Origin of the sequence: Falsirhodobacter xinxiangensis, assembly GCF_004959935.1 — a bacterium.
GTDB lineage: Bacteria > Pseudomonadota > Alphaproteobacteria > Rhodobacterales > Rhodobacteraceae > Falsirhodobacter > Falsirhodobacter xinxiangensis.
Genome location: NZ_SMYN01000001.1, coordinates 32,995 through 56,456 on the forward strand (window position 1 = coordinate 32,995; position 23,462 = coordinate 56,456).

At 65.5% G+C, this 23,462-nt stretch carries 25 protein-coding genes and 1 tRNA gene; 18 read left to right on the forward strand and 8 right to left on the reverse strand.

Going from position 1 to position 23,462, the window contains the following annotated elements; translation table 11 throughout:
• Positions 1–23 precede the first annotated feature (23 nt).
• The 6 genes from E2K76_RS00185 (at position 24) to E2K76_RS00210 (ending at position 5,283) form a co-directional block, all read left to right on the forward strand.
• Positions 24–695: a superoxide dismutase gene (locus E2K76_RS00185; protein WP_136682091.1), complete on the forward strand. Its 672-nt coding sequence runs from the start codon at positions 24–26 to the stop codon at positions 693–695.
• A gap of 66 nt (positions 696–761) precedes the next feature.
• Positions 762–2,234: a sensor histidine kinase gene (locus E2K76_RS00190; RefSeq protein WP_136682094.1), complete on the forward strand. Its 1,473-nt coding sequence runs from the start codon at positions 762–764 to the stop codon at positions 2,232–2,234.
• Between the two features lie 12 nt (positions 2,235–2,246).
• Entirely contained in the window at positions 2,247–2,609 is a 363-nt protein-coding gene (locus tag E2K76_RS00195; protein ID WP_136682097.1) for a response regulator, read from the forward strand.
• A 69-nt stretch (positions 2,610–2,678) separates the two neighbouring features.
• Positions 2,679–3,464 carry a 5'/3'-nucleotidase SurE gene (surE, locus tag E2K76_RS00200; RefSeq protein WP_136682100.1) on the forward strand — a complete coding sequence of 262 codons (786 nt, stop codon included), beginning with the start codon at positions 2,679–2,681 and terminating at the stop codon, positions 3,462–3,464.
• Complete coding sequence (locus E2K76_RS00205) at positions 3,461–4,114, forward strand: protein-L-isoaspartate(D-aspartate) O-methyltransferase (RefSeq protein ID WP_136682104.1); 654 nt, start codon at positions 3,461–3,463, stop codon at positions 4,112–4,114. The genes surE and E2K76_RS00205 overlap by 4 nt, the downstream gene beginning before the upstream one ends.
• 68 nt (positions 4,115–4,182) lie before the next feature.
• Positions 4,183–5,283, forward strand: a complete 1,101-nt coding sequence (locus E2K76_RS00210; RefSeq protein ID WP_136682613.1) for a LysM peptidoglycan-binding domain-containing protein — start codon at positions 4,183–4,185, stop codon at positions 5,281–5,283.
• Positions 5,284–5,319: 36 nt separating this feature from the next.
• Here E2K76_RS00210 and E2K76_RS00215 read toward each other — a convergent pair whose 3' ends face one another.
• The 5 genes from E2K76_RS00215 to pdxH form a co-directional block, all read right to left on the reverse strand.
• Positions 5,320–6,066, reverse strand: coding sequence for a class I SAM-dependent methyltransferase (locus E2K76_RS00215; protein WP_136682107.1), 747 nt, complete (start codon positions 6,064–6,066; stop codon positions 5,320–5,322).
• Between the two features lie 80 nt (positions 6,067–6,146).
• A tRNA-Pro gene (locus E2K76_RS00220) sits at positions 6,147–6,223 on the reverse strand.
• Positions 6,224–6,264: 41 nt separating this feature from the next.
• Positions 6,265–6,726 (reverse strand): DUF192 domain-containing protein, encoded by a 462-nt coding sequence (locus E2K76_RS00225; RefSeq protein ID WP_136682109.1) that lies wholly within the window; start codon positions 6,724–6,726, stop codon positions 6,265–6,267.
• Positions 6,723–7,256, reverse strand: coding sequence for a cold-shock protein (locus E2K76_RS00230; RefSeq protein WP_394343919.1), 534 nt, complete (start codon positions 7,254–7,256; stop codon positions 6,723–6,725). Before E2K76_RS00230 ends, E2K76_RS00225 begins: the two co-directional genes overlap by 4 nt.
• A 127-nt stretch (positions 7,257–7,383) precedes the next feature.
• Positions 7,384–7,983, reverse strand: coding sequence for a pyridoxamine 5'-phosphate oxidase (gene pdxH, locus E2K76_RS00235; RefSeq protein ID WP_136682114.1), 600 nt, complete (start codon positions 7,981–7,983; stop codon positions 7,384–7,386).
• A 133-nt stretch (positions 7,984–8,116) separates the two neighbouring features.
• Between pdxH and fabI the strand changes: the two genes are divergently transcribed.
• The 6 genes from fabI (at position 8,117) to trpE (ending at position 14,623) form a co-directional block, all read left to right on the forward strand.
• Positions 8,117–8,929: an enoyl-ACP reductase FabI gene (gene fabI, locus E2K76_RS00240; RefSeq protein ID WP_136682117.1), complete on the forward strand. Its 813-nt coding sequence runs from the start codon at positions 8,117–8,119 to the stop codon at positions 8,927–8,929.
• Complete coding sequence (locus E2K76_RS00245; RefSeq protein ID WP_136682120.1) at positions 8,926–9,537, forward strand: LysE family translocator; 612 nt, start codon at positions 8,926–8,928, stop codon at positions 9,535–9,537. The genes fabI and E2K76_RS00245 overlap by 4 nt, the downstream gene beginning before the upstream one ends.
• Before the next feature lie 12 nt (positions 9,538–9,549).
• On the forward strand, positions 9,550–10,059 hold the full coding sequence (gene gpt, locus E2K76_RS00250; RefSeq protein WP_136682123.1) for a xanthine phosphoribosyltransferase: 510 nt from the start codon (positions 9,550–9,552) through the stop codon (positions 10,057–10,059).
• Positions 10,059–11,225 carry an aminotransferase gene (locus tag E2K76_RS00255; RefSeq protein ID WP_136682126.1) on the forward strand — a complete coding sequence of 389 codons (1,167 nt, stop codon included), beginning with the start codon at positions 10,059–10,061 and terminating at the stop codon, positions 11,223–11,225. The genes gpt and E2K76_RS00255 overlap by 1 nt, the downstream gene beginning before the upstream one ends.
• Positions 11,226–11,286: 61 nt before the next feature.
• Complete coding sequence (locus tag E2K76_RS00260; RefSeq protein ID WP_136682129.1) at positions 11,287–13,107, forward strand: peptidylprolyl isomerase; 1,821 nt, start codon at positions 11,287–11,289, stop codon at positions 13,105–13,107.
• 7 nt (positions 13,108–13,114) lie between these two features.
• Positions 13,115–14,623, forward strand: a complete 1,509-nt coding sequence (gene trpE / locus E2K76_RS00265) for an anthranilate synthase component I (protein WP_136682132.1) — start codon at positions 13,115–13,117, stop codon at positions 14,621–14,623.
• Here the strand turns inward: trpE and E2K76_RS00270 are convergent.
• Complete coding sequence (locus E2K76_RS00270) at positions 14,620–15,468, reverse strand: divergent polysaccharide deacetylase family protein (protein WP_136682135.1); 849 nt, start codon at positions 15,466–15,468, stop codon at positions 14,620–14,622. The two genes, trpE and E2K76_RS00270, sit on opposite strands and share 4 nt — an antisense overlap.
• Before the next feature lie 111 nt (positions 15,469–15,579).
• On the opposite strand from E2K76_RS00270, the gene E2K76_RS00275 reads away from it, so the two are divergent.
• From E2K76_RS00275 to ku (E2K76_RS00300), 6 genes are read left to right on the forward strand one after another with little or no spacing between them, the layout of a single operon-like run.
• A complete protein-coding gene (locus E2K76_RS00275; protein ID WP_136682138.1) occupies positions 15,580–16,161 on the forward strand; it encodes an anthranilate synthase component II in 582 nt (193 codons plus the stop codon).
• Positions 16,158–17,177 carry an anthranilate phosphoribosyltransferase gene (gene trpD / locus E2K76_RS00280; RefSeq protein WP_136682142.1) on the forward strand — a complete coding sequence of 340 codons (1,020 nt, stop codon included), beginning with the start codon at positions 16,158–16,160 and terminating at the stop codon, positions 17,175–17,177. The genes E2K76_RS00275 and trpD overlap by 4 nt, the downstream gene beginning before the upstream one ends.
• Positions 17,177–17,956, forward strand: a complete 780-nt coding sequence (gene trpC / locus E2K76_RS00285; protein WP_136682145.1) for an indole-3-glycerol phosphate synthase TrpC — start codon at positions 17,177–17,179, stop codon at positions 17,954–17,956. Before trpD ends, trpC begins: the two co-directional genes overlap by 1 nt.
• Positions 17,953–18,417, forward strand: coding sequence for a cyclic pyranopterin monophosphate synthase MoaC (gene moaC / locus E2K76_RS00290; RefSeq protein WP_136682148.1), 465 nt, complete (start codon positions 17,953–17,955; stop codon positions 18,415–18,417). The genes trpC and moaC overlap by 4 nt, the downstream gene beginning before the upstream one ends.
• On the forward strand, positions 18,414–19,562 hold the full coding sequence (locus E2K76_RS00295) for a molybdopterin molybdotransferase MoeA (protein WP_136682151.1): 1,149 nt from the start codon (positions 18,414–18,416) through the stop codon (positions 19,560–19,562). Before moaC ends, E2K76_RS00295 begins: the two co-directional genes overlap by 4 nt.
• 44 nt (positions 19,563–19,606) lie before the next feature.
• Positions 19,607–20,368: a non-homologous end joining protein Ku gene (ku, locus tag E2K76_RS00300; RefSeq protein ID WP_136682154.1), complete on the forward strand. Its 762-nt coding sequence runs from the start codon at positions 19,607–19,609 to the stop codon at positions 20,366–20,368.
• Here the strand turns inward: ku (E2K76_RS00300) and ligD are convergent.
• Together ligD and ku (E2K76_RS00310) are read right to left on the reverse strand one after the other, a co-directional pair.
• Positions 20,331–22,631: a DNA ligase D gene (gene ligD / locus E2K76_RS00305; protein ID WP_136682157.1), complete on the reverse strand. Its 2,301-nt coding sequence runs from the start codon at positions 22,629–22,631 to the stop codon at positions 20,331–20,333. The two genes, ku (E2K76_RS00300) and ligD, sit on opposite strands and share 38 nt — an antisense overlap.
• Positions 22,631–23,410, reverse strand: a complete 780-nt coding sequence (gene ku, locus E2K76_RS00310) for a non-homologous end joining protein Ku (RefSeq protein WP_136682160.1) — start codon at positions 23,408–23,410, stop codon at positions 22,631–22,633. The genes ligD and ku (E2K76_RS00310) overlap by 1 nt, the downstream gene beginning before the upstream one ends.
• Positions 23,411–23,462 lie beyond the last annotated feature (52 nt).

Below are 23,462 nucleotides of genomic sequence, written 5' to 3' on the forward strand. Positions count from 1 at the left end.
CCAGACCCGAAAAAGGAGCCGTCATGTTTCGTACCGCCCTCGCCGCCTCGCTTTTCGCCTTGCCCGCCTTCGCGCAGGATTTCACGCTCCCCGAACTTCCCTATGCCGCCGATGCGCTGGACCCCGTCATCAACGCGCAGACGATGGAACTGCATCACGGCAAACATCACCAGACCTATGTCGACAATCTGAACAAGGCTATCGCGGCGGGTGACGCGCCCGAGGGCACGACGCTGGAGGATCTGGTCGCCGGTGCCGGGACCTTCACGCCCGCGATCCGCAACAATGCGGGCGGACACTGGAACCACACGTTCTTCTGGGAATCCATGGCCCCCGCCGCCGAGACGGGCGAGATGTCGCCCGAATTGTCGGAGGCGATCACCACCGTCTTCGGATCGGAAGATGACTTCCGCGCAGAGTTCGAGAAGGCCGGCGCCGCCCGTTTCGGATCGGGCTGGGTCTGGCTGATCGTGAATGAACAGGACGAGCTAGAAATCACCTCGACCCCCAATCAGGACAACCCGTTGATGGACGTGGCGGACACGAAAGGCACGCCGCTTCTGGGCAACGACGTCTGGGAACACGCCTATTACCTGACCTACAACAACCGCCGCACCGAATACCTTGGCAAATGGTGGGATATCGTGGACTGGGCTGAAATCTCGGATCGATACGAGCAAGCCCTTGGGCAATAAGGTATGTTGAATCCCTTCGCGGCGGCTTTTAAGGTCGCCGCGAAGACTTAGAACGGGTCAGCCACCTTGAGCCAGCAGGACGACATCTTCGCCTTTCTTGCCGGCGGTGGCGGGGTCGAAACCCTGATGCGCCGTATGGATTGGTCGCAAACCCCGCTTGGCCCGGTGATCGGCTGGGGCCAAAGCCTTCGGACCTCCATCTCCATCGTCCTTCGCTCACCCACCCCCATCGTCATGATGTGGGGGCCGGATGCGATCCTGATCTACAACGATGCCTATGCCCGTTTCGCGGGCGGCCGGCATCCCGACATCCTTGGTCTGCCCGCCCGTGACGCATGGCCCGAAATCGCCGATCACAACCAGAACATGATCGACATCTGCCTTGCGGGCCGCGCGCTCAGCCTTCGGGACCAGCTGATGATGCTGAACCGCAACGGGGTGGCCGAGGAGGTCTATCTCGACCTGTTTTACTCCCCCGTTCCCGACGATCACGGGGTTCCGGCGGGGGCGCTGGTCATCGTCGTGGAAACGACCGACCGCGTGCTGGCCGAACGACGCCGCATCGACGAGATGCAGCGGATGCACCGGATGTTCGATCAGGCCCCCGGCTTCGTCGCGATCCTTGGCGGGCCGGATCACATCTTCGAGTTCACCAACCCCGCCTACCGCGAGCTGATCGGGGGGCGCGACGTGATCGGACAGCGCCTTGCCGACGCGATCCCAGAGGTCGTCGCGCAGGGGTTCGTGGCCCGGATGAACGCCGCCTTCCAAAGCGGAGAGCCGCATGTGGGCATCGGCACCGCCGTCTCGCTACGCCGCGACGGCAGCGGTGGGGAGGAGACGCGCAGCCTCGACTTCATCTATCAGCCGATCCGAGACGAGGGCGATCAGATCACGCATATCCTCGTGATGGGCATGGATGTGACGGAACGCGTTCGCGCGCAGGAACATCAGCGATTCCTGCTGAACGAATTGAACCACCGCGTGAAGAACTCGCTTGCCACCGTGCAAAGCGTGGTGCGCCATACGCTGCGCCAATCCTCGTCGTTGAAGGAAGCGAGCGAGTCCATCTCCGCGCGCATCCTCGCGCTGTCGCGGGCGCAGGATGTGCTGACCGGGCAAAGCTGGGCCGAAACAACGGTCGAGACGGTGCTGAGATCGGCCGTGGAGCCGATGGGCGCCCAGCGGTTCCATCTGAACGGGCCGGAGGTCGCGCTGGGCCGCAGACAGGCACTGGCCTTGTCGCTTGCGGTTCATGAACTGGCGACGAATGCAGTGAAATACGGTGCACTGGCCAATGATGACGGGACGGTGCGGATTTCTTGGGGTGTCGAGGGGAACAACGCGCCGCGGTTCCGGTTGACGTGGTTGGAACGTGGCGGCCCTCCGGTCTGCCCCCCGACAAGAAGGGGGTTCGGGATGGACGTGATTGAACGGGGACTTGGTGCCGAGTTGGACGCGGATGTGGCCATGAGCTATGCGCCCGAAGGTTTCGCGCTTGAACTCGATGCCCGGCTCGATGCGGTGAAGATTGGTTAGGTGATGAATATCATGACTGAAAGGGCCCCGAGAGTCCTGGTGGTCGAGGATGAGCTTTTCGTCGCAATGATGATCGAGGATTATCTGCGCGACCTGGGGTTCGAAGTCGTCGGCCCTGCACTTCGGCTCGAACGCGGACTGGCGCTTGCCCGCGACGAAATGCTCGATTTTGCCGTCCTTGATGTGAACCTGGCCGACAAGCCGTCCTTCCCCATCGCGGACGCGCTTCGCGACCGGGGCGTGCCTTTCATATTCGCGACCGGATATGGATCGCTTGGCCTGAACGATGCGTATCAGGGCACGCGAACGTTGCAAAAGCCCTTCGATCTTCAGGATCTGGCCGAGGCCATCGGCGACCGCGCCCGTTCCGCCTGAATTCTGCGGCCCGCGAAGCTTTACGCCCGGACGCCCCTCGTCTAATCAGGGGGAAACGAAGGGCTTTCCATGCGCATCCTCATCACGAACGACGACGGCATCAATGCCCCGGGGCTGGAAGTCCTGACCCAGATCGCGACCGAAATCGCAGGGGATGGCGGCGAAGTCTGGACCGTGGCCCCCGCGTTCGAGCAGTCGGGCGTCGGTCACGCCATCAGCTATACCCACCCCATGCTGATCGCGAAACTGGACGAACGCCGTTTCGCCGCCGAGGGCAGCCCCGCCGATTGCGTGCTGGCCGCGATCCATGACGTGCTGGAAGGCGCAAAGCCGGACCTGATCCTGTCCGGCGTCAATCGGGGCAACAATTCGGGCGAGAACGTGCTTTATTCCGGCACCATCGGCGGTGCCATCGAAGGCGCGCTGCAAGGCATCCCGGCCATCGCCCTGTCGCAGTATATGGGGCCCGAGACGCAGAAACTGGCCGACCCGTTCGACTGCGCCCGCACGCATGGCGCATCCGTCATCCGCAAACTGCTGGATCACGGGTTGTGGGACGATGCCGATTACCGCCTGTTCTACAACGTGAACTTCCCGCCCATGTCCGCAGCCGGCACCAAGGGCATCCGCGTGGCCCCGCAAGGATTCCGCCACGGCACCTGCTTTTCGACCGAGCCGCATATCTCGCCCTCGGGCAAGCGGTTCTTGTGGATCAGGGGCGGCGCGCAGCAGGCGGCGGCCTCTCCGGGCACGGATGCGGCGGTCAATCTGGACGGTCATATCTCGATCACGCCGATGCGCTGCGATCTGACCGCACATGACCGCATGGCGGAGTTGGAGCGCGCGCTGGCATGACCGACGAGGACGAGGGCATCGCGGAACGCAAGATGCGCTTCCTTTATGCGCTGCGCTCGCGTGGGATCACCGATGGTCGCGTGCTGACGGCGATGGAGCGGATCGACCGCGGCGCATTCGTCAAGGGCCTGTTCGCCGAACGCGCCTACGAGGATACCCCCCTGCCCATCGCTTGCGGCCAGACGATCAGCCAGCCTTCGGTCGTGGCCCTGATGACGCAGGCCTTGCAACTGTCGCCCCGCGACAAGGTGTTGGAGATCGGGACCGGTTCCGGCTATCAGGCCGCGATCCTGTCGCTGCTGGCCCGGCGCGTCTATACCGTCGACCGCCACCGCAGGCTGGTGCGCGAGGCGACCGAGGTGTTCCGCCAGCTGGACCTGACCAACATCACCGCCTTTGCCGCCGATGGCAGCCACGGCCTGCCCGATCAGGCCCCGTTCGACCGCATTCTGGTGACGGCGGCGGCCGAGGACCCGCCGGGGCCGCTGTTGGCACAGCTCAAGATCGGTGGCATCATGGTCGTGCCCGTGGGGCAGACCGATGCCGTGCAGAACCTGATAAAGGTCACCCGGCACGAGACGGGTTTCGAATACGAGGAAATGCGCCCGGTGCGCTTCGTCCCGCTGGTCGAAGGGCTGGGGTCCGAATGAACGATGGCAAAAGCCACAAGCAAGAGGTTAGGGCAATGATCTCCAACAAGCGCCTGCGTGCGATTTCCATGCTGTCGGTCGCCATCCTGGTGGCCGCCTGTTCCGACCAGCCGATGGACTGGGATTTCCGCAACGGCCTGAACACGCGCGATGCGGCGTTGAATGCGACGCAGGCGCGTCCGCAGGCGGATGCGCAGGGCATCATCTCCTATCCCGGATATCAGGTCGTGATCGCGCGTCAGGGCGAAACGGTCGCCGCGATCGCATCGCGCGTGGGCACGACGCCCGCGGAACTGGCGCGTTACAATGCCATCGACGCGAACACCCCCCTGCGCGGGGGTGAGGTGATCGCCCTGCCGAACCGGGTTGCCAGTGCCGCACCCGCCGCCGCCCCGGTCTCGGGCGGGATCACGACGGGCGCGATCTCGGTCACGGAACTGGCCTCGGGCGCGATCGACCGGTCGCAAGCCGCGGCCCCCGCGCCCGCCGCCCCCGTCGCCGCCGCGCCGCAGCCCGCACAGCACCGCGTCGCGCGCGGAGAGACGGCCTATTCCATCGCCCGCAGCTACAACGTCTCGCCCAAGGCGCTGGCCGAATGGAACGGGCTGGACGCGAACCTGTCGCTGCGCGAGGGGCAGATGCTGATGATCCCGGTCGCGACCGCCGCAGCCCCCGCACAGCCCAGCGCGCCGGGCGCGGGATCTTCCGCACCCGTCCCGCCCTCGGCCGCCGATCCGCTGCCACAGGAGGCGACCATTCCGGCATCGGCGGCCCAGCCTGGCCCCGCCTCGCCCGCCATGGGCGAACAGCGCACCAGCAGCGCGCGTTTCGCAATGCCCGCCAGCGGCAGCATCATCCGCGGATACCAGAAGGGCAAGAATGAGGGGATCGACATTGGCGCCACCGCCGGATCGTCCGTCGTGGCCGCGGCGGACGGAACGGTCGCCGCGATCACGCGCGATACGGATCAGGTGCCAATCCTCGTGCTGCGCCATGCCGACAACACGCTGACCGTCTATGCCGGGATCGACGGGCTGACGGTGGCCAAGGGCGCCTCCGTCTCGCGCGGGCAGAAGGTTGCGGTGGTCCGGCAGGCCGCCTCGCCCTTCCTGCATTTCGAGGTTCGCAAGGGCTTCGAAAGCGTCGATCCGATGCCCTATCTGCAATGATGCCGGCGCTGCCCGCGTCATTGCGGGCAGCTTGCCTCAGGGCGTGATCCTGGTTGGAATCACCATCGTCTCCTCGGGCAAGGCAAGGGGTGCGAAATCCGGGAACCCGTCGTCGCAATAGTCCTGCGCATCCACGAAACTCATCCGGTCATAGAAGTTGCCAAGACCGTATTCCTCGATCGAAAGATCACGGTAGCGTTCGACGATGGCGTCGTAATTCTGCTTCAGCGCAAGATTTTCCGGGTCCAGCCCGCTGACCAGCACCAGCCCAGTCGGGGCGCAGTCCAGAACCTTGATCGTCAGATCCGGCCTGAATTCCTGCAAGATCGGGATCAATTTCCACACATCCCCAGTCCATTCGCCCTTCGGGATGTTGTCCAGATTGCGCGTCGTCATCCCCAGAGAGGATGGGCAGCAATCATGCAACGCGATGACCCCCTCTCGTCTGCTTGCAGCCTCGGCATTCATGAAATCGCGCAGCAGATATTCGAAAAGGTGCATACCGTCCAGAAAGCTGAAGGACAGGCGCGCCTGAATGGCACCCAGAAACCCCGTGCCGAAGAACGCGTCGCTGGTATCCTGAATGACATGCAGCGCCGGTTTCTGCCCGATGACGTTGGTCTCTATCTTGAAGAACGGATCGACCGCGATGGTCTTGCTGCGCGACGGGGCGATGGTCGTTCCGGTCCTGCACCCAACCTCCAGATACCAGTCGAAGATATGGCGGCGATGAAGCCGGCGGAGGAAGCGAGTATATTTCAGGCCCTTCGGACGGATATACATGCAGTATTCACCTTTGACGTGCATTGAACCCGAGCCTGTCAACTCGGCCCAATCCCGTCAATCGGTTCTGCATCTGAAGATGGTCGGGGCGAGAAGATTCGAACTTCCGACCTACGGTACCCAAAACCGTCGCGCTACCAGGCTGCGCTACGCCCCGAACGCCGTCTTCCTATCGCGGTTGTCACGCCTTGAAAAGCCTCATTCGGCGCAGGGCCAGACGGCTGCTTCGCCAAAGGCCGGATGGCGCATCTGCGTGCCCGGGGCGATGCCCATGCGTCGTGCAAGACCGCCGTTGATCTCCAGCACCGCAAGGATTTCGTCGCCACCCGGGATGGCGGTGCGATCAAGCGGCTTGGCATTTTCATGCACGCGCCGAACGGTTCCGGTGCGGTCCAGAAACACCATGTCCAACGGGATCAGCGTGTTCTCCATCCAGAAACTGACGGATTGCGGCTGTTCATAGATGAAGAGCATCCCGGCGGACCGGGGCATCGATTCGCGGTGCATCAGCCCGCGTGCCCGTTCCGCGGCATCATCCGCAATCTCGACCGAAAACCGCGCGCTGCCGCCGTCGCCCCGCAACTCGACCGTGTCGGCGCGGCATCCCGCATGCGCAGAGGCGGGCATCAGCAGCGCGGCAAGGGCCAGCGCCGCCTTCATGCGCCGGACCGGGCCGCAGCCTCCCACGAGACGACCTGAACGGCCATGCGCCCGCGCTTGCCCTCGATGATCCGCAGGGCGACGGCCTCGCCCGCGCCCAGATCGGAAAAGCCCGAAACACGCAGCACTTCGATGTGGATAAAGACATCCTCGGGGCGGCCGAAGACGTTGGCAAAGCCGAAGCCCTTGCCCTTGTCGAACCATTTGACCCGCGCCGGCTCCATAGGGCAGGCAGCGATTTCTTCGGGCGTCGCAAGCGTCGCACCATCGCCAAGCGGCAAGGCCATGCCCGGAGGCGGCTCGATCGAAAGCACTTCGACCGCCTGTGCGCCGCGCTGCGTCGCCTGAACCCTGACCTCTATCTCGGCGCCGTCGGCAACCGAACTTTGACCGTAATTGCGTAGGACATTGGCGTGAAGAAGGATGTCGGAAGCATTATCTTCGCTTACGATGAACCCGAAACCTTTTGCCGGGTCGAACCATTTTACACGACCTTGCACCACACGCAGGGTCTTATCCACATCTTCCATCAGTAGAGCCGTCTTCCTCGGTAAGACCCCAGGAGCGAAAGCTTGCGATCATCACGATCCGTTGGCAAGCCGTAAAACACCCCTAAGGCGAACATTGTAACTTCTACCCGCCCGACCGGCGAATAATTCAGGGGTTGAGCCTATCGATTACCCAATCCTCCCCATCCCTGCGCCAGCGAAAGCGGTCGTGCAGGCGGAACGCCCCATCCGCCCAGAATTCGATCTCCTGCGGAACGATGCGAAGACCGCCCCAGAACGGCGGGCGGGCGGGCGCGGCACCGTGCCGTGCGGTCTGGCGCGCAACCTCGGCCACCAGCGCAGTGCGCGAGCTCAGCGGTCTGCTCTGCTTCGACGCCCAGGCGCCAAGCCGGCTTTGCAGCGAACGGGAGGCATAATACGCATCCGCCTGCGGACCCTCCTCGCGCGTGACCTCGCCCCTGACGCGAATCTGGCGGCGCAACGATTTCCAGTGCATGACGAAGGCCGCCTTGCCGGAGGCCGCGATCTCCTCGCCCTTGGCGCTTTCGTAATTGGTATAGAAAACAAAGCCCCCGTCCTCGATTTCCTTCAGCAGGACCATGCGGACATTGGGCATTCCCAGAGAATCAACGGTGGCAAGGGCGATGGCATTGGGATCGTTCGGCTCGGACGCATCGGCTTCGGCAAGCCAGGCACGTGCAATGGCGAACGGCGATTCGCCTGCGAATATTCCGCTCCTATCAACCATTTGCCACTCCTCGTTCTTCGTTTCGCGCGGACCCTAGGCAAATGTCCCGGAAACGCAAGTTGCCGCGGCTTGATGCGGCCAAAAGTATAGCCTAAACCCGCAAGATAACGATAACGTGGCGGAGTGAAGCCGGATGACGAACGGATTGCTGGCTGGAAAGCGCGGACTCATCATGGGTCTGGCAAATGACAAGTCGATCGCGTGGGGCATCGCAAAGGCCTGTGCCGAACAAGGGGCCGAGCTTGCTTTCTCCTATCAGGGCGATCAGCTGAAGAAACGGGTGGAGCCTCTGCTCGCCTCGATCGGCAGCGAGATCATGGTCGAATGCGATGTCGCCGACGATGCGTCGATGGATGCGCTGTTCGACACGCTGAAGGAAAAATGGGGCAAGCTGGATTTCGTGGTCCACGCCATCGGCTTCTCCGACAAGAACGAATTGCGCGGACGTTACGTCGATACGACCTCGGCCAACTTCCGCATGACGATGGACATTTCCGTCTACAGCTTCACCGCTGTCTGCCAACGCGCGTCGGCGATGATGCCGGATGGCGGCAGCCTTCTGACGCTGACCTATTACGGCGCGGAAAAGGTGATGCCGCATTACAACGTCATGGGCATCGCGAAATCCGCGCTGGAGACGTCGGTGAAATACATCGCCGAGGATCTGGGCAAGGACGGCATCCGCTGCAACGCGATCTCGGCCGGCCCGATCAAGACGCTGGCGGCATCGGGCATCGGCGATTTCCGCTACATCATGAAATGGAACGAGCTGAACTCGCCGCTGCGCCGCAACGTCACGCAGGACGAGGTCGGGAAATCCGCGCTGTATCTGCTGTCGGACCTTGCATCCGGCGTGACGGGCGAATGCCTGCATGTGGATGCGGGCTATCACGTCGTCGGCATGAAGGCCGTGGACGCGCCCGACATCGACGCCGGCCACAAATGACGCTGGCCGCATTCCTTGCGGTGTCGACGCTGCTGACGCTGGGGGCAATCAGCCCCGGCCCAGCCGTGCTGATGTCGGCCCGCACGGGCGTGACCGAAGGAATGCGGACCGGGTTCTTCCTTGCGCTGGGCATCGGGCTTGGCGCGGTGATCTGGGGCGGGCTGGCGCTGTCGGGCCTGTCCGCCCTGTTCGTCTGGGCGCCTTCGCTGCTTTGGGCGTTCAAGATCGCGGGCGGGCTTTATCTGGTCTGGATGGCGGTGCAGATGTGGCGCCATGCGTCCGAGCCGCTGGTCCAGACCGCCGCGCCAGTCCCGCGCTCGGCCCTGTCCGCCTTCCGCCTCGGCCTGTGGACGCAGCTTTCCAATCCCAAACCTGCCGTCACCCTGTCTGCGATCTTCATCGGAATGGTCCCGGCGGGAACGGCCGTCTGGGTTCTGATTGCCCTTCTGGCCGTAAGCTTCACGGCCGAAACGGTGTGGAACACCGCCGTTGCACGGATATTTTCGTTGCAGCGGATGCGGGGCATCTATATCGGCGCGAAATCCTTGATCGACCGCTGCTTCGGCGGGCTTCTGGCCGCGCTGGGCATCAAGATCGCCACGACCTGAGAGGTTCCAGCCATGGCTCCAGCCGACCGTCTTCCGCATGAAAAAGGGTTCCACATCAGCTGGGACCAGATCCACCGTGACAGCCGCGCGCTGGCCTGGCGTCTGGACGGCCAAGGCCCCGACGATGGCGCATGGCGCGCGGTGGTCGGCATCACGCGCGGCGGGCTGGTTCCCGCGATGATCGTCAGCCGCGAGCTTGACGTGCGCGTGGTCGATACGATCAGCGTCAAAAGCTACAACCACCAGTCCCGCGCCGAAGCGGTCGTGACCAAATCGCCGCAGGCCGATCTGATGGGCGACGGCACCGGCATCCTGATCGTGGACGATCTGGTGGACAGCGGCAAGACGCTGGAACTGGTGCGCAAGCTGTATCCCAAGGCTCATTTCGCGACCGTCTATGCCAAGCCGCAGGGCCGCCCGCAGGTCGATACCTTCATCACCGAGGTGAGTCAGGACACGTGGATCTTCTTCCCGTGGGATATGGCGCTGCAATACGTCCAGCCCTATCGCGGCAAGGATTGATGCACCTGAACCCCGCCATGGCCGCAACCTTCGCGCCCCCGGTGATGGAGGCGCGGCGCTGGCTGGACGGGGTCGTCTTTCCGCAGGACCGCCCGCTGATCAATGTCAGCCAGGCCGCCCCGGTCGATCCCCCGCCCCTCGCGCTGCGAGAGGCGCTGGCCGAGGCGGCGCTGAACGATCCGTCGGCGCATCTCTATGGCCCCGTTCTGGGCAAGCCGGAACTTCGGGCCGAAGTCGCATCGCGATGGTCGCGCGCCTATGGCGGCAGCATCGCACCGGAACAGGTCGCGATCACCCAAGGCTGCAATCAGGGCTTCACAGCCGTCATGGCCACGCTCGCCGCGCCAGGGGACGAGGTGATCCTGCCGACGCCATGGTATTTCAACCACAAGATGTGGCTGAGCATGTCCGGCGTCCGCGCGGTTCCGCTGACCACCGGCCCCGACCTGCTGCCCGACCCCGACCGGGCCGAGGCGCTGATCGGCCCGCGCACCCGCGCCATCGTGCTTGTCACGCCCAACAATCCGGGCGGCGTCGAATATCCCGCCGATCTGGTCGCCGCCTTCGCCGACATCGCACGGCGGCACGGCATCGCGCTGGTGCTGGACGAAACCTATCGCGATTTCGACAGCCGCATGGGCGCGCCGCACGATCTGTTCCGTGACCCCGACTGGGCGCGGGTGCTGATCCATCTCTATTCTTTCTCCAAGGCCTACCGCCTGACGGGCCACCGCGTGGGTGCCGTCGTCGCCAGCACCCAGCGGCTGGCCGAGGTCGAGAAATTCCTCGATACGGTCGCCATCTGCCCGTCCCAGCTTGGGCAGATCGGCGCGCTGTGGGGCATGCGCCATCTTGGCCATTGGCTGGGGGGCGAACGGCAGAACATCCTGACGCGCCGCGCCGCGATGACCTCGGGCTTTCGCAACCTGCCCGATTGGCGGCTGATGGGCTGTGGCGCCTATTTCGCCTATGTCGAACACCCCTATCCCATGCCGTCCGATCAGCTTGCCCGCAGGCTGGTGCATGACGCCTCGATCCTGATGCTGCCGGGCACGATGTTCCAACCCGAGGGCGCCGGACGCGGCGAGCTTCGCATCGCCTTCGCCAATATCGACGCGGTCGGGATTGCCGAGCTGTTCAAACGTCTGACAGCTTTGTCCCTATAATCTTGCCCCCCCGTCCGCGAATGACTAGGAATGCGCGAAACATTCCGGCTGGGGGCGCGACATGGCGACGAAGAAAAGCAAGACGATGTCCGTCGTGGTCTGGGGCATCGTGGGCGTCATGGTCGTCGGCGGCTTCGGGATGACGGGCCTTGGCGGCACGGTCACCTCCATCGGGTCGGTCGGTAGCCAGAAGATCGAGACGAACACTTACGCCCGCGCCTTGCAGCAAGAACTTCAGAACATCAGCCAACAGACCGGCCAGCCGATGACGCTGGCGCAAGCGCAGCAGTTCGGCCTGGACCAGCAGGTGCGCCAGCGACTGATCTCTGCCGCCGCGCTCGCGGACGAGGCGGACCGGATCGGCCTATCGGTGGGCGATGCGACGCTGGCGCAGGAAATCCGCAGCAACCGCGCGTTTTCCGGCACGGCGGGGCAATTCGACCGCGACACCTATGCGATGGTGCTGCGCCAGAACGGGCTGACCGAAGCCACGTTCGAGGACAGCCTGCGCACCGACATCGCACGCGGCCTTCTGGTCGGCGCGACGGCGGGCGGCTTCACCGCCCCGGCCGCATTGACCGACACGCTCTACAACTTCATCGGCGAGCGTCGCGGCTTCTCGCTTCTGCGGTTGACCGAGGCGGATCTGGCCGAACCCATCGCGCAACCGACCGATGCCGACCTGCAAGCCTTCTACGACGCCCATATCGCCGATTTCACCGCCCCCGAGGCACGCCGCGTCACCTATGCCGCGCTGATCCCCGAGGAACTGGCCCCGACGCTGCCCGTCGATGACGCCGCCCTGCGCGCGCTCTATGACCAGCGGATCGACGAATTCGTGCAACCCGAACGCCGTCTGGTCGAACGGCTGGTCTTCCCGGACCAAGCCGCCGCCGACGCCGCCAAAGCGCGCATCGACGCAGGGGAATCCTTCGAGACGATCGTTGCCGAACGCGGGCTGGAGTTGATGGATGTGGACATGGGCGACGTCGCACCAGCCGATCTTGGCGAGGCCGGAGACGCGGTCTTCGCGCTGGCGGAACCGGGCGTCGTCGGCCCCTTCAACTCCAACTTCGGCCCGGCGCTGTTCCGCATGAACGGCGTTCTTGCCGCGCATGAGGTGACCTTCGACGAGGCGCGAGAGGATCTGGCGACCGAATACCAGCTCGATACCGCCCGGCGCGAGATCGGCGCGCGGGTGCAGGAATTCGAGGATGCTCTGGCCGATGGCGCGACGATCGAAGACCTTGGCGACATGGGGATGCGTATCGCCACCGTTGACGTCTCCGACGCGACCGAGGATCAGATCGCGGGCTATCCCGCATTCCGCAACGCCGCGAACGACGCGCAGCAGGGCGACTTCCCGGAAATCTTCCAGCTTGACGATGGCGGTCTTGCCGCGCTGCGACTGGACGAAATCGTGCCTCCTGCCCCGATCCCGCTGGATCAGGTGCGTGACCGCGTGGCCGAAGGCTGGCGCAGCGAAAAGCTGCACGAGGCGCTGGCCGCCCGCGCCGCCGAAGCGCAAGCCGACGGCAACCTGAACGCCTATGGCCTTGTGGACGTGACGCAGCAGATCGCGCGCGACGGCACCGTCGCCGGTGCGCCCGATACGATGATCCCGACATTGTTCACCATGGATCAGGGCGAGGTCCGCACCATCGAAGGCCCAGAATTCGTCGGCGTCTTGCGTCTGGACAGCATCCAGCCCGCCGCTACCGAAGGCGAAGCCGCCGCGGCACTGAAGGGCGCGATCTCGGCCCAGGCCGAGGATTCGCTGGCCAATGACGCGCAGACGCTGTTCACGCAGGCCGTCGCGGATCAGGCGGGCATCCGTCTGGATCAAGCCGCCATCGACGCCGTCCACGCGCAGATCCCCTGAGGACAAGATGAAGATCACCCCTTCCTTCGAGGAGTTCGAGCGCGGCTGGAACGCGGGCGAAAATCAGGTCATCCACGCCCGCATCGCCGCCGACCTCGACACGCCCGTATCGCTGATGATGAAGCTGACCGAGGCGCGGTCGGACACGTTCATGCTGGAATCCGTGACGGGGGGCGAGGTCCGGGGCCGCTATTCCGTCGTGGGCATGAAGCCCGATCTGATCTGGCGCTGTCACGGAACCACCTCGCAGATCAACCGCGAGGCGCGTTTCGACCGCGACACCTTCGCCGATCTGGACGGTCATCCGCTGGACACGCTGCGCGCGCTGATCGCGGAATGCCGCATTCCGATGCCGGCTGACCTGCCCCCCATCGCGGCGGGGCTGTTCGGCTATCTCGGCTATGACATGATCCGGCTGGTGGAACATCTGCCCGATGTGAACCCCGATCCGCTGGGCCTGCCCGACGCGGTGCTGATGCGCCCCTCGGTCGTGGCGGTGCTGGACGGGGTGAAGGGCGAGGTGACGGTCGTCGCCCCCGCATGGATCGGATCGGGGCTGACGGCCCGCGCCGCCTATGCCCAGGCTGCCGAGCGTGTGGCAGATGCGCTCCGCGATCTGGACCGCGCCCCCCCCGCCCGCCACGACTTCGGCGAGGCGCTGCCTTTGGGCGCACTGCAATCGAACTTCACCCATGACGGCTACAAACAGGCGGTCGAGCGTGCCAAGGATTACATCCGCGCGGGCGACATCTTTCAGGTCGTCCCCTCGCAGCGCTGGTCGCAGCATTTCCCGCTGCCGCCCTTCGCGCTCTATCGCAGCCTGCGGCGGACGAACCCGTCGCCCTTCATGTTCTTCTTCAATCACGGCGGTTTCCAGATCGTCGGGGCCAGCCCAGAAATCCTCGTGCGGCTGCGCGATGGCGAGGTGACGATCCGTCCCATCGCCGGCACCCGCAAACGCGGCGCGACCCCCGCCGAAGACAAGGCGCTGGAAGAGGACCTGCTGTCGGACAAGAAGGAACTGGCCGAACACCTGATGCTGCTGGACCTTGGCCGCAACGATGTGGGCCGGGTCGCCAAGGTCGGCACCGTGAAGCCGACCGAGAAGTTCATCATCGAACGCTACAGCCACGTCATGCACATCGTGTCGAACGTGGTGGGAGAGATCGCCGACGGTCAGGATGCGCTGTCGGCTCTGCTGGCGGGGCTGCCCGCAGGCACGGTGTCTGGCGCCCCGAAGGTCCGCGCGATGGAGATCATCGATGAGCTGGAGCCGGAAAAGCGCGGCGTCTATGGCGGCGGCGTCGGCTATTTCGCCGCCAATGGCGAGATGGACTTCTGCATCGCCCTGCGCACCGCCGTGGTGAAGGACGAAACCCTGTATATCCAAGCGGGGGGCGGCGTCGTCTTCGACAGCGACCCCGAGTCGGAATATCAGGAAACCGTGAACAAAGCCGGTGCGCTGCGCCGTGCGGCGGAAGATGCGGGTCTGTTCGCCCGGCGCGGCAACGCCTAGCGCGGCAGCATCATCACGGCGCTGGCGGGGGCAAGAGAAACCGACCCCGCCTCGCCCGAGGTCGCCCAGAGCGTCAGGCCCTGCACCGTCTCGGTCCGCGCCTCGCCCACCACGACGACCTGCCCGTCCTGCGCGGCCCGAAACGCCGCCCGGTCGAGGTATCCGCGAATGACGTCGGCATCCTCGCCCCCCGCGTCCAGCTTGCGGAAGATCCGCGCCGCGGGCAGCCCGTCGCGCCGCGCGACCTGATCCGCCGTGTTCGGCCCGTTGTTCCACGTCAGCAGCCCGCGCCCCTGTTCCTCCAGCACGCGGACGGTGCGAGTGGCAAATCCCTGATCGGCGCGAAAGCCGCCCTGTTCGACATCCATCACGGCCACCGCTTCGGGCAGCACCTTGGCATGGGCGGTCAGCCCTGCCTCCGGCCCCGGCGCTTCGCCCAGACCCGTGGCAAGGATCACCACCTCCTGCCCCGATGCGCGATAGGTCCGGGCCGCATCCGCCGCCCCCGCCGCCGAGGGATCGATGGCGAAAGTCACCGGAAACGGCAGCCCCGCCAGCGCACCACGATCCAGCGCCCCGCCCCGATCAATCAGCACGACCGCGAATAACGGCCTGCCCGAGTCCTGAAACGCGCGGGCGAACCGTTTCAACGGCGGATCGACCGGAACAGGCGCGGGTGCGGGCGCCTCGACCACCGGCATGGGCGCTGGCGTGGGGACTCTGATCTCCGGCATCAGCTGGGCGGCGATGCGGCCCGGCGGTTCGGCCAGCTGCGACGCCGCCGCCAGCCCGAACACTCCTACCGCGCAACCCCAGATCACGCCTGTCAGAATACCACGGCCCACTCGTCACCCCATCATTCCATGACAGTGCGCCCCTTGACGCCCTGCCGCCCCTTGGCCCATCTATAGCGCGACCCGTGACGCGGTTCACCCCCTTAAGCGACGGACCGCGACATGCTGCTCCTTATCGATAACTACGACAGTTTCACCTACAACCTCGTGCACTATCTGGGCGAGCTTGGCGCGGACGTGACCGTCCGCCGCAACGACGCGCTGGATGTGCAGGAGGCGATGGCGATGAACCCGTCCGCCATCGTGCTGTCGCCCGGCCCCTGCGATCCGGCGCAGGCGGGCATCTGCCTTGCGCTGACCGAAGCCGCCGCGGAAACCCGCACCCCACTGCTGGGCGTCTGCCTCGGTCATCAGACCATCGGACAGGCCTTCGGCGGCAAGGTCGTCCGCTGCCACGAGATCGTGCACGGCAAGATGGGCGCGATGCTGCATGAAGGAAAAGGCATGTTTGCGGGCCTGCCCTCGCCGTTCCAGGCGACGCGCTATCATTCGCTGATGGTGGAACGCGAAAGCCTGCCCGATTGCCTGGAGGTGACGGCGTGGCTGGAGGATGGCACCATCATGGGCCTGCGTCACCGGGCCCTGCCCATCGAGGGCGTGCAGTTCCACCCCGAAAGCATCGCGTCGGAGCACGGGCATCAGATGATGCGCACCTTCCTGCAATCGGCGAAGGCGCTGGCATGACTGATGCGTTCAAACCCCTGATCGGCGTCGCCGCCGAACGTGCCCTGACCGCGGGCGAAGCGTCGACCGCCTTCACCGCCCTGTTCGACGGTCAGGCGACCCCCGCGCAGATGGGCGGTCTGCTGATGGCCCTGCGCACACGCGGCGAAAGCGTCGAGGAATATGCCGCCGCCGCCGCCGCGATGCGCGCCAAGTGCGTGCCGGTCCGCGCGCCCGAAGGGGCCATCGACATCGTCGGCACCGGCGGCGACGGCAAGGGCACGCTGAACATTTCGACCGCGACCGCCTTTGTCGTGGCGGGCGCGGGCGTGCCAGTGGCGAAACACGGCAACCGCAACCTGTCGTCGAAATCCGGTGCGTCCGATGCGCTGACCGCGCTGGGCCTGAACGTGATGGTCGGCCCGGACGTGGTGGAGCAATGTCTGGCCGAGGCCGGGATCGGTTTCATGATGGCCCCGATGCACCACCCCGCCACGCGTCACGTCATGCCGGTGCGGATCGAGCTTGGGACGCGCACGCTGTTCAACATCCTTGGCCCGCTGACCAATCCGGCAGGGGTGAAACGGCAGCTTACGGGCGCCTATTCCGCCGACCTGATCCGCCCGATGGCCGAGGTCCTGCGCCTTCTGGGCAGCGAAAAGGCATGGCTGGTCCATGGCGGCGACGGCACGGACGAGCTTGCGCTGTCGGCCCCCTCCAAGGTCGCCGCGCTGGAGAATGGCGAGATCCGAGAATTCGAGATCGCCGCCGAGGATGCTGGCCTTCCCGCCCATCCGTTCGAAGCGATCGTCGGCGGCACCCCCGAGGATAACGCCAAAGCCCTGCGCGCGCTGATGGACGGCGCACGGGGCGCTTACCGCGATGCGGTGCTGCTGAACTCGGCCGCTGCGCTGATCGTCGCGGGGCGGGTAAATACCCTGCCCGAAGGCGTTGAAATCGCGCGCGAAAGCATCGACAGCGGCGCGGCGCGCGACCGGATCGCGCTTCTGGCCCGCATCACCAACGGGGGCGCATGATGGCGACCATCCTCGACAAGATCAAAGCCTACAAGCTGGACCACATCGCAGCCTGCAAAGCCAAGGCACCGCTGGACGAGGTGGAAGCCGCCGCCAGCGCCGCGCCTGCCCCGCGCGGTTTCGCCCGCGCGCTGGCCGAAGCCCCGCGCCACGCGCTGATTGCCGAGATCAAGAAGGCCAGCCCCTCGAAGGGCCTGATCCGCGAAGACTTCAACCCGCCCGCGCTCGCGAAAGCTTACGAGGCGGGCGGCGCGACCTGTCTTTCGGTGCTGACCGACGGGCCTTCGTTCCAAGGCCACGACAGCTTCCTGACCGCCGCGCATGACGCAACCAACCTGCCCTGCCTGCGCAAGGATTTCCTTTACGACACCTATCAGGTGGCCGAGGCGCGGGCGCTGAAGGCCGATTGCATCCTGATCATCATGGCCTCGGTATCCGACGCACAGGCCGCCGAACTGGAAGACGCCGCGATCCGCTGGGGCATGGACGCGCTGATCGAGGTGCATGACGAGGCGGAACTGGACCGCGCGCTGCGCCTGAAATCGCCGCTGATCGGCATCAACAACCGCAACCTGCACACGTTCGATCTGTCGCTGGACACCTTCCGCCGCCTGTCGAAACTGGTGCCCGAGGATCGGCTGCTGGTCTGCGAAAGCGGCATCTTCACGCCGGACCATTTGGCCGACATGGCCACTCACCGCGCCAAGGCGTTCCTGATCGGGGAAAGCCTGATGCGCCAGCCGGACGTGACGGCCGCGACGAAGGCGCTGCTGGCATGACGCTGACGCATTTCGACGGGTCGGGACGCGCGCATATGGTCGATGTCTCGGACAAGCCCGCGACCGCCCGCATCGCCACCGCCGCCGCCGAGGTGCGGATGAGCGCAGAGACGCTGGCCCTGATCGGACGGGCGGAAAAGGGTGACGTGCTGGGCGTTGCGCGGCTGGCCGGGATCATGGGCGCGAAGAAGACGTCCGAACTGATCCCGCTGTGCCATCCGCTGCCGATCACCAAGGTTTCGGTCGATCTGACCCCCGACCCCGCGCTGCCCGGTGTGCGCATCGAAGCGACCGTCAAGACCACCGGCCAGACCGGGGTGGAGATGGAGGCGCTGACCGCCGCGACCACTGCCGCGCTCACGGTCTATGACATGCTGAAGGCGGCGGAAAAGGGGATGGAGATCCAGAACGTCCGCCTGCTGCTGAAGGATGGCGGCAAGTCCGGGCGGTATCAGCGATGATCCCGGTCGAGGAGGCGCTGGCCCGCGTTCTGGCGCTGGCGAATACCCCCGGCGCCGAGACCGTCGCACTCGACCGCGCTGCGGGCCGCGTCATGGCCACCCCCGCCACCGCGCGGCGCGACCAGCCGCCCTTCGACGCCGCCGCGATGGATGGATACGCCGCCGCCGAAGGAACCGCCTTCACTGTCATCGGAGAATCCCGCGCGGGCGGCGCCTTTGCGGGCCGCATCGGCACGGGCGAGGCTGTCCGCATCTCGACCGGCGCGCCCGTTCCCGCCGGCGCGACCCGCGTGATCATGCAAGAGGATGTGCAGCGGATCGGCGACCGCATCACCGTGACCGGCACCTCGCCCGGCGCGCATATCCGCCGCCGGGGTCAGGACTTCGCCGCCGGACACAGCCTTGCGCCCCGCCGTCTGCGGCCCGCCGATCTTGCCCTGCTGGCCGCGATGGATGTGCCGCAGGTCGAGGTGCTGCGCCGTCCGACCGTCGCGCTGATCTCCACCGGCGACGAATTGGTGATGCCCGGCGATCCGGCGCGCGACGATCAGATCATCTCTTCCAACGGTTTCGCGCTGAAGGCCATGGTCGAGGCGGAGGGCGGCACGGCGCGGATGCTGCCCATCGCCCCGGATGACGAGGCGAGCCTGCGGCTCATGCTGGACATGGCGCGGGATGCCGACGTGATCGTGACCATCGGCGGCGCGTCGGTGGGCGATCACGATCTGGTCGGCCGCGTGCTGGCGGATGTCGGCATGGACCTTGCGTTCCACAAGGTTGCCATGCGTCCGGGCAAGCCGCTGATGGCGGGGCGCATCGGCAATTCCACGCTGCTGGGCCTGCCGGGGAACCCGATCTCGGCCATCGTCTGCGGGCATCTTTTCCTGCTGCCGCTGCTGCGCAGGATGCAGGGGCTGGAGCCCATGGCGGCGATCCGACAAGCAAGGCTGGCCGCGCCGCTGGCGGCGAACGGCCCCCGCGCGCATTACATGCGGGCGAGCCTTGATGGCGACACGATCACCGCCTTCGACAAACAGGACAGCGCCCTGCTGGTCGCGCTGGCCGAAGCCGATGCGCTGCTGATCCGCCCCATCGGCGATCCCGCGCGCGAGGCGGGCGAGACGGTGGATTACCTGCCGATCTGAAACCCTTTCGCGACTTCGGCGTTGCCCATCAAGGAGGACCCGCGATGGCACGCAGCGCATACTGGAAAGGTTATCTGAAACTGTCGCTCGTGACCTGCCCGGTCGCGATGGTTCCCGCCACGACCGAGGCGGAAAAGGTGCGGTTCCACATCCTGAACCGCGCGACGGGAAACCGGGTGATCGCGCGATACCTCGACAGCGGGACCGGCAAGCCCGTGGCCGAGGATGACGAGGTCAAAGGCTTCCCGCGCGGCGAGGATGATCATGTCATCCTTGAGGACGAGGAGCTTGAGGCGGTTGCGCTGGAAAGCACTCGCACCATCGACATCGACATGTTCGTGCCCGCCGAAAGCATTGGCTGGATCTGGCTGGACACGCCCTATTACCTGTCGCCCAATGGCAAGGTCGGCGAGGAAGCCTTCGCCGTCATCCGCGAGGCGATGGCAGCCACGAAGACGGTCGGCATATCCCGCCTTGTCATTGCCCGCCGCGAACGCGCCGTGATGCTGGAGCCGCGCGAGAATGGCATCATCCTGTGGACCCTGCACTATGGCGACGAGGTCCGCGAGCCGCAGGGGGCCGACGAGGAAAAAGCCCCGACACGCCAACTTACCATGGTCAAGAAGCTGATCGACGCCCGCAAACGCGACTGGGACCCGGCGATGGTCAAGGACCCGGTGCAGGAGACGCTGCTGAAGATGGTCGCCGCCCGCAAACGCAAGAAGAAGCCGGCGGCGAAGAAGAAAGAGGAAAGCAACGTCGTCGATATCATGGACGCCCTGAAGCGGAGCCTTGCAAAGAAATAGCCGCCGCGCGCCAGTCGTCCCACGGATCGTCCGTGCGTTCGGCCATATTCAGCACGGTAAATTGCGCGGGCCCTATATCGGGCAGCTCCTCCCACCCGACAGGCGCTGACACCGGGGCGCCGGGCCGCGCACGGGTGGAATAGGCGCAAACCGCCGTGGCGTTGCGCTGGTTGCGAAGATAGTCGATCAGCACCTTGCCCTTGCGTTTCGACTTGGTGATCGTCGCGACGAAACGCTCCGGGCTGTCAGCGGCCATCTCCTGCGCCATTCGGCGGGTGAACGCCTTCACGGCTGCCCAGCCCGCTTTCGGCACAAGCGGCGCCACCACATGCAGCCCCTTCCCGCCCGAGGTTTTCACGAACCCCGTCAGCCCCGCCGCAGCCATCCGCTCGCGCACCTCGGTCGCCGCCTCCAGTATCAGCGGCCAATCCGCACCATCGCCGGGATCGAGGTCCATGACGATCATATCGGGCCGCTCCATCGCCTTCGCGGTCGCACCCCAAGGGTGGATTTCCAGCACGCCGGACTGGACCAGCGCCAGCAGACCGTCCAGATCGTCGATGCCGATCAAAGGCTCCTCGCCGGGGGTCTTGGCGTCGCGGATACGGCGAACCTTGTCGCTCATCCCCTTCCACGCGTGCTTCTGGAAAAAGCTCTTGCCGCCCACGCCATTGGGCGATCGCAGCAGCGCCAAGGGCCGCCCGGTCACGAAAGGTGCGATCCGGGGCCAGATATCGGCATAGTAATCGGCCAGCCCCGCCTTGGTCACACCCACATCGGGCCAATAGATGCGGTCCGGGTTCGACAGGGCAAAACTGCGCGCCGCGGGCTTTTCCCGCGCGATCTCTGGCGCTGGCTTGTCCTCGCGCAGCCCCCGGAACGCCGCGTGGCGCAGGTTGCCGTCATGGGTCCAGGCGCGGAACTCCACCTCGGCCACCAATTCGGGCCGCACGAAGACAGCGCCCCGCCGCTCGGTCGCGGTCAGCTTTTCGGCATAGGGGCTCTCGCCCTGCATCCCCTCCAGCCGTTTGAACAGGTCGCTGGCCACCTTGGCCGTGAACCCCGTCCCGACGCGGCCCACATGCCGCAAGCCCCCATCCTCGAACACGCCCAGAAGCAGCGAGCCGACCGCCCGAGCATTGGCCGATGACGGCACATAGCCCGCGATCACGAATTCCTGCCGCGCGGCGCATTTCGACTTGATCCACGTCCGCCCCCGCCCCGACCGATAAGGCGCGTCCGACTGTTTGGAGATCACCCCTTCGAGCCCCAGACGGCAGGCATGGTCCAGCACCAGCGCGCCGCTGTCGGCGAAATCCTCGGAAAACCGCAGGATGCCCTTCTTGGGCAGGATACCCCTAAGCGCCGCCTTGCGATCCTTCAGCGGATCTTTCCGCAGATCGCGCCCGTCCAGATGCAGCAGATCGAAGGCATAGAAGACGAAACGGTCGCTGCGACCTTCGGACAGATCCGATTGGAGCGCGCCGAAATCCGAAGCGCCATGCGCGCGTTCCACCACCACCTCGCCGTCGATCAGCGCGGTATGGCCCAGCGCGGCCAGCGCCTCGGCCACGGGAGCGAAACGGTCGGTCCAGTCCAGCCCGGCGCGCGTCATCAGCCGCACGCCGTCCTCCACCCGCGCCTGAAGCCGGTATCCGTCGAACTTGATCTCGTGCAGCCATTCGTCCCCGGTGGGCGGGGCCTTGGCCAGCGTGGCAAGCTGCGGCGGCACGAAATCCGGCATCGGCACCCGTGATTTTATCGAATCCGGATGCGTCTTCAGGATGTCCTCGCCCCCCGCGAATTCATCGTCGCCCTTGACCAGAAGCCAGTTCTTGCCGTCCTTCATGCGGATCAGGTGCCATCGCCCATGCAGCTTGACCCCCGACAGGGTGAATTCCAGATGCCCCTTCTCCAGCCCCTTATGAGCATCATGGACCGGCTCCCACGTGCCATGGTCCCACAGGATCACCTTGCCTGCGCCGTAATGTCCTTTCGGGATTTCGCCCTCGAAGGTGCCGTAGTCCAGCGGGTGATCCTCCACCTGCACCGACAACCGCTTCTGCGCCGGATCAACGCTTGGCCCCTTCGTCACCGCCCAGCTTTTCAGCACGCCATCCAGTTCCAGCCGCAGGTCGTAATGCAGCCGCGTCGCGTGGTGTTTCTGGATGGTGAAGCTGGCCCCCTTCTTGCGGGCGCGCTTCCCCTTCGGCTCTGGCGTGGCGGTGAAGTCGCGCTTGGCATTGTAGGTTTCAAGCGACATCAGCTGGCTTTCTTCATCGCGGCGGCGCTTTCACGCAGCGCCTGCATCAGATCGACCTGCTTGGCGGGCTTGACCTTCTTGGCGCGGATCTTCTTGCCTTCCAGCTTGGCCTTCACCAGATCGGCCAGCGCGTTCTCATATCGATCCTCGAACTTCGCCGGGTCGAACTCGCCCATCTTGGTGTCGATGATATGTCGCGCCAGGTCCAGCATCTCGCCCTTGATCTTCAGCTTGGGGATGCCCTCGAATGCCTCGGACGAGGCGCGCACCTCGTAATCGAAATTCAGCGTGGTCGCGACCAGCCCGTCCTCGTGCGGGCGGATGAGCACGGTGCGAAGGCGGCGGAACAGCACCGTCCTGGCCAGCGCGGCCACCTTTTTGGCCCGCATCCCGTCCCGGATCAGTCGGAACGTCTCGTCATCCCCGGTCGGCGCAAGGTAGTAGGATTTGTCGAAATACGCGCCATCAACCTTGGCGCAGGGAATGAACGTGTCCACGTCCAGCACCTTGTCGGCCTCGGGGACGGCCTTGGCCAGTTCCTCCTGCTCGAAGGTGACATACTGGCCGTCCACCACCTCGTATCCCTTGATCTGGGCGTCGCGATCAACCGGCTTTCCGGTTTCAGAATCCACGAACTCGCGGCGTAGGCGATTGCCGGTCTTGCGGTTGACCATGTGGAACGCGATCCGGTCCGAGGCCGACACCGCAGTGTAAAGCGCCACCGGGCAGTCCAGTTCGGCAACCTTCAGATGACCCTTCCAATTCGCGCGCGGTGCCATGGCGATCCTCCTGCCAGATGGAACCCCGATGCCCTCCGGCGGTTCCACCGAA